The organism is Mesorhizobium sp. M2C.T.Ca.TU.002.02.1.1 (assembly GCF_003997225.1).
Map to the genome: position 1 here is coordinate 1 of NZ_RZTO01000341.1, position 6,095 is coordinate 6,095.

General features: G+C 63.7%; 5 protein-coding genes. 2 read left to right on the plus strand and 3 right to left on the minus strand.

What is annotated here, in order from left to right; translation table 11 throughout:
* Positions 1-44: 44 nt before the first annotated feature.
* Positions 45-1,469: an APC family permease gene (locus EOD07_RS18600; RefSeq protein ID WP_127236512.1), complete on the plus strand. Its 1,425-nt coding sequence runs from the start codon at positions 45-47 to the stop codon at positions 1,467-1,469.
* Between the two features lie 161 nt (positions 1,470-1,630).
* Here the strand turns inward: EOD07_RS18600 and glnA are convergent, their stop codons facing one another.
* A complete protein-coding gene (gene glnA / locus EOD07_RS18605; protein WP_040982986.1) occupies positions 1,631-3,040 on the minus strand; it encodes a type I glutamate--ammonia ligase in 1,410 nt (469 codons plus the stop codon).
* A 43-nt stretch (positions 3,041-3,083) separates the two neighbouring features.
* Entirely contained in the window at positions 3,084-3,422 is a 339-nt protein-coding gene (locus EOD07_RS18610) for a P-II family nitrogen regulator (RefSeq protein ID WP_018428041.1), read from the minus strand.
* Between the two features lie 345 nt (positions 3,423-3,767).
* Here EOD07_RS18610 and EOD07_RS18615 point away from each other — a divergent pair, with 345 nt between their 5' ends.
* Positions 3,768-5,285, plus strand: a complete 1,518-nt coding sequence (locus EOD07_RS18615) for an NAD(P)H-hydrate dehydratase (RefSeq protein ID WP_127236513.1) — start codon at positions 3,768-3,770, stop codon at positions 5,283-5,285.
* A gap of 31 nt (positions 5,286-5,316) precedes the next feature.
* On the opposite strand, the gene EOD07_RS18620 is transcribed toward EOD07_RS18615, so the two are convergent.
* Positions 5,317-6,095: glycosyltransferase family 9 protein (locus EOD07_RS18620; protein WP_127236514.1), on the minus strand; the 779-nt coding region annotated here is incomplete at its 5' end.

Genomic DNA, 6,095 nt, shown 5'->3' on the forward strand with positions numbered 1-6,095 from the left:
GTTGCGGATAATAATTTTTATCCAATTAAAAAAAGGGGAGGATAATGTCTACAAACGAAGCCACCACGGCGGCCGCAGACAAGGCTGCCCCCGGCGCCAAGGGCCTGGACCGGGCGCTGAACGCGCTGGGCACGCTGATGATCGTGCTCTCGGCGGTAACGCCGGCATCATCAGTCTTCATCATCGTGCCGGGCGTCATCGCGCTGGCCGGCACCGGCTCATTCCTGAGCTTCGTGATCGCGGCCGTCATCGGCCTGTTCATGGCCTTCGTCTATGCCGAGCTTTCCTCGGCCTATCCGATGGCCGGCGGCGAATACACCATGATCGGCCGCACGCTCGGCCGCTTCTGGGGCTTCGTCACCCTGGTGCTGGTGTTCGTGTCGATCGTCTTGATCGTCGCCGTCATCGCGCTTGGCGTCGGCACCTATCTCGGCGTCATCATTCCCAATCTCAGCCCGCAATGGGTCGGCGTGGTGACGATTATCCTCGCCGGCGCAGTCGCCGCCATGCGCATAAAACTCAACGCTTTCGTCACCGGTATCTTTCTCGGCATCGAGATGCTGGCGCTGCTGATCCTGACCGGGCTCGGCTTCGCCCATGTCGAGCGGCCGCTCTCCAGCCTGTTCACCGCGCCGCAACTGCTCGACGCCACGACCAACACGCTGGTTCCGGCCTCGGCCGCCATCATCCTGGCATCCACCGCCGTGTCGCTCTTTGCCTATAACGGCTATGGCGCTGCCGCCTACTTCGGTGAGGAGACGCATGACGCCAAGCGCAACATCGGCAAGGTGGTGCTCTGGGCGCTGGTGATCACGGTCGCCGCCGAGCTCATCCCGCTGACCGCGGTGCTTCTCGGCGCGCCGGATCTCGTCGGCCTGCTCGCGGCTCCGCAGAAGATCGAATATTTCCTCGAGGCGCGCGGCGGCCATTGGCTGACGGTGGCGATCAGCCTGGCGATCGCGGTCGCCATCTTCAACGCCGTCATCGCCATCATCCTGCAGGCGGCGCGACTGCTTTTCAGCTCCGGTCGGGACAAGACCTGGTTCGGCCCGATCAACAATGCGGTGGCGTCCGTGCACGGCACTTACGCCTCGCCATGGATCGCAACCATCGTCGTGGTGGTGCTGGCCGCCCTTGCCTGCTTCATTGATCTCAACCTGTTGCTGGTGGTCAGCGGCACCTCGCTGGTGGTGATTTACGCGCTGCTTTGCGTCGCCGTCTTCGCCGGCCGCCGCAACGGCACGACCTCGGGCGGTCACTACCGCATGCCGCTGTTTCCGGTGCCCGCGATCCTCGCCTTTGTGGCGCTGATCTATGTTGCCTATCAGAACTGGCTCGACGCCGCCTTCGGGCGTCCGAGCCTGATCGCGACGCTGGCGATCATGGCGGTCGCCGCGATCTATTTCCTGCTGTTCCTGGCGCGCCGCGCCGACTGGAACTTGCATGGCCCCGACGAACTTGCGGGATAGGTGTCAGCCCTCCGACACCTGTCCATGCGAGAACCCCGGCGCAATGCGCCGGGGTTCTTTTTGCCGCTCGAAAAAGAAGGCCGCGAAACCCGTCTCCAAAAATGAAATGCCCTTGGAGGCCATGGCCTCCAAGGGCTTGATTTCAGCGTCCGATCAGAGGCTTAGACCGAATAGTACATGTCGTACTCGACCGGGTGCGGGGTCATCTCGAAGCGCATGACCTCGGCCATCTTCAGCTCGATATAGGAGTCGATCTGGTCGTCGTCGAAGACGCCGCCGGCCTTCAGGAAGCCGCGGTCCTTGTCGAGGTTCTGCAGCGCTTCGCGCAGCGAGCCGCTGACGGTCGGGATCTTCTTCAATTCCTTCGGCGGCAGGTCGTAGAGGTCCTTGTCCATCGGCTGTCCCGGATGGATCTTGTTCTTGATGCCATCGAGGCCGGCCATCAGCATGGCGGCGAAGCCGAGATAGGGGTTCGCGCCCGGATCGGGGAAGCGGACCTCGACGCGCTTCGACTTCGGCGAGGAGCCGAACGGAATGCGGCAGGAGGCCGAACGGTTGCGCGCCGAATAAGCGAGCAGCACCGGCGCCTCATAGCCCGGCACCAGACGCTTGTAGGAGTTGGTGAGCGGATTGGTGAAGGCGTTGATGGCCTTGGCGTGCTTGATGATGCCGCCGATGTAGTAGAGGCAGCTCTCCGACAAGCCTGCATATTCGTTGCCGGCGAAGGTCGGCTTGCCGCCCTTCCAGATCGACTGGTGGACATGCATGCCCGAGCCGTTGTCGCCAAACACCGGCTTCGGCATGAAGGTGGCCGTCTTGCCATAGGCGTTGGCGACCTGGTGCACGACATACTTGTAGATCAGCATCTTGTCGGCGTTGCGCACCAGCGTGTCGAACTTGATGCCGAGCTCGTGCTGGGCGGCGGCGACCTCATGGTGATGTTTTTCGACGCGCACGCCCATCTCGGCGAGCACGGTCAGCATCTCGGAGCGCATGTCCTGGCAGGAATCGATCGGCGGCACCGGGAAATAGCCGCCCTTGATGCGCGGACGGTGGCCGAGATTGCCGGTCTCATAGTCGGTGTCGTCGTTGGACGGCAGTTCGGTCGAGTCGAGGCGGAAGCCGGTGTTGTAAGGATCAGCCTTGTACTTGACGTCGTCGAACACGAAGAACTCGGCCTCCGGGCCGACATAGATGGTGTCGCCGATGCCTTCCGACTTCATATAGGCTTCGGCCTTCTTGGCGGTGCCGCGCGGATCGCGATTATAGGCTTCGCCCGAGATCGGATCGAGGATGTCGCACAGGATGACCATGGTCGACTGCGCGAAGAACGGGTCCATGTGGACGGTATCGGTGTCGGGCATCAGCACCATGTCGGACTCGTTGATCGCCTTCCAGCCGGCGATCGAGGAGCCGTCGAACATGACGCCGTCGGCGAACATGTCTTCCTCGACCTCGACGACATCCATCGTCACATGCTGCAGCTTGCCCCGCGGATCGGTGAAGCGCAGGTCGACGAATTTCACGTCGTTGTCCTTGATCTGCTTCATGATGTCTTTGGCTGTCGTCATGTCATTTCTTCCCTGTGTGATGACGTCCGGTGTGGGTTGAAGGTCAGATGGCGTCGATACCGGTCTCGCCGGTACGGATGCGCACGACTTCCTCTATGTTGGAGACGAAGATTTTTCCATCGCCGATGCGGCCGGTCTGCGCCGCCTTGCGAATGGCCTCGATGGCGCCTTCGACGGCCTCGTCGCCGAGCACCACCTCGATCTTCACCTTGGGCAGGAAGTCGACGACATATTCGGCGCCGCGATAAAGCTCGGTGTGACCCTTCTGGCGGCCGAAGCCCTTGGCCTCGGTGACGGTGATACCTTGCAGTCCGGCCTCCTGAAGCGCTTCCTTCACTTCGTCCAGCTTGAATGGCTTGATGATCGCTTCGATCTTTTTCATGTAAAAAGTGGCCTCCACTGCCAAGAAGACGGGTTGTGTGCCCCGCTTGCGCCTCCATCAAGCACGAACCGTGCCAATCGTGAGCAGTGCAGGCGGTGAGGAGCGTTTTCGAGCCCATGCCGCATACGGATGCAAATTCGCGTCATCCGCTGCATCGGATGCGTCATGGACGCCCAAACCCTATACATCGCCCCTCCTCACGTCTGCGCAAAAAACGGGCAGACAGCGCAATTTTCAGGCAGCCCCTCCCGGATGCGACCACATGTGCAACAAATGCCGCGTCGCGCTGGTTTGCTTCGAACTGAAAACTGGACAATGCTTGATCGCATGGAAATCGGCAATCCCATGCGCAACGAACTTCTATCGCCGGCCGAAATGGCCGAGGCCGACCGGCTGACAATCGCGGCCGGGCCGTTTGACGGCTATCGCTTAATGCAACGTGCGGGCGAGGCGGTCGCTGCGGTGGTGCTTAAGCGCTATCCTGCGGCGAAAAACGTGCACGTGTTGTGCGGCCCCGGCAACAATGGCGGCGACGGCTATGTCGTGGCGCGGCTGCTGGCCGAGGCTGGCGTCGATGTAGCCCTGTGGACATCGGGCAAACCGCGGGCAGGCAGCGATGCCGCGCTTGCGGCGGCCGACTGCACCTTGGAACGGCGCCCGCTTTCGGCCTTTACCGCGCAAGCCGGCTCGCTGGTTGTCGACGCGATCTATGGCGCAGGCTTGTCGAAGCCGGTATCCGGCGACGCCAAGGGCGCGGTCGACATCGTCACGGGAATGAACCTGCCGGTTGTCGCGGTCGACCTGCCTTCGGGCGTTTCCGGCGAAAGCGGCGAAGTCCTCGGCTCGGCGTTTCGCGCGGTCCTGACTGTGACTTTCGCGCGAAAGAAGCCTGGGCACCTGCTTCTGCCTGGCCGCGAGCGATGCGGCGAGGTCGTGCTGGCCGACATCGGCATTCGCGACGAGATCATCGAAGCGGTCGCGCCGCGCGCCTTTGAGAACCGGCCTAGGCTCTGGATAGCGAGCTTTCCCGCGCCGGCCGTCGACACGCACAAATACAAGCGCGGCCATACCAGCGTCTTTTCGGGGGGGCCGTCCGCGACCGGCGCGGCGCGCCTTTCAGCGCTCGCGGCGGCGCGAAGCGGGGCAGGGGCCGTCACCGTGCTGTCGCCCGCCAACGCCATGCAGGTCAATGCGGCGCATCTGACCTCGATCATGCTGCGCAAGGTCGACGCGATCGAGGACGTGCATGACCTTATCGGCGATCGCCGACCATCCGCCTTCGTCCTCGGCCCCGGCTTCGGCATCGGCGACAAGGCGCGCGATTTCACGCTCGCCGTGCTCGCCAAAAACCGCCGGGACGGCGGCGTCGAGGGCCTCGTGCTCGACGCCGACGGCATCACGTCTTTCCGCAACGCGGCCGCGACGCTGTTCGAGGCAGCCGGCAGACCGGACGCGCCGGCGTTGGTCATGACGCCGCATGAGGGTGAGTTCGGCAGGCTGTTTGCCGACATCGCGGCCGACGCGGCGTTGTCGAAGTTGGCGAAGGCGCGCGAAGCAGCGCGGCGCGCCAACGCCGTGATCGTCTACAAGGGCGCCGACAGCGTGATCGCCGCGCCGGACCGCCGCGCCGCGATCAACAGCAACGGTGCACCGTGGCTCGCGACCGCCGGCTCGGGCGACGTGTTGGCGGGCATCATTGCCGGGCTTCTCGCGCAAGGCATGCCGGCTTTCGAAGCGGCTTGTGCAGGAGTCTGGATCCACGCCGAGGCCGGCAGCCGTTTCGGCCCGGGTTTGATCGCAGAAGACCTGCCTCTGGCGATCGTGCCGGTACTTCGCGAACTGACGCAGAATACCGTTCGATGAACCGCTGCGGCACTGCAGCCGAGGAATAAGATCAGGCGAATTGCGGCGCGTGTTTTCGGACCGCTGCCGCCAGCGCCTCGCGAACCTTGTCTTCGCTGACGGCGCGCGTGTTCTCCACCCAGCCCGGGGTCGAAATCGGCGGTTCGAGAAAGATCACCTGTTCGTTCACCGGACCGTGCACATAGGCTCGGTTCGAGCCGTAGATGAGCACGCACGGACCGCCCAACGCCCCGGCGGCATGGGAGAGGCCGCCATCGACGCCGAGAAAGATGGTCGAGGCCGCGATCTGGCACATGGCCTCCGCAATATCGGGCGTTGCGGTGAAATCGACCGCGTCGGGCAATTGAGCCTTGATTTCGGCCGCGGCCTGCCGCTCGCGCGGTCCGCCGATCAGCCAGACCGACCAACCTCGGGTAACATAGTCGCGCGCGATCGAGACGAAGCGCTCTATCGGCCATGAGCGCTTGTTGGCGAAATCGGACGTATAGAGGGCAATCACCGGCCCGGCCGGGTCGATCCCGTTACGCCGGCGCCAGGCGGCAAGCGCCTCGGCGGAAACGACCAGTTGCGGAGCCGGCAAGGGTGCGTCTTCGGCTGGCCTTTTGCCGAGGCGCGCGATTGCGCAAACCTGTTCCGCCAGCCGGGTCTTGCGCGGACCGAAGGCCACCATCGATTTCAGCCAACCGGCGGGCAGTCGGTTGACGATGCCGAACTGGAACTCGCGCGGATAGCCGATGCGCTCCGGTATTCCGGCCAGCCACGGCACCAGGCAAGCCTTGGTGCTGCTGGTGAGCATATAGGCCGCCTGGT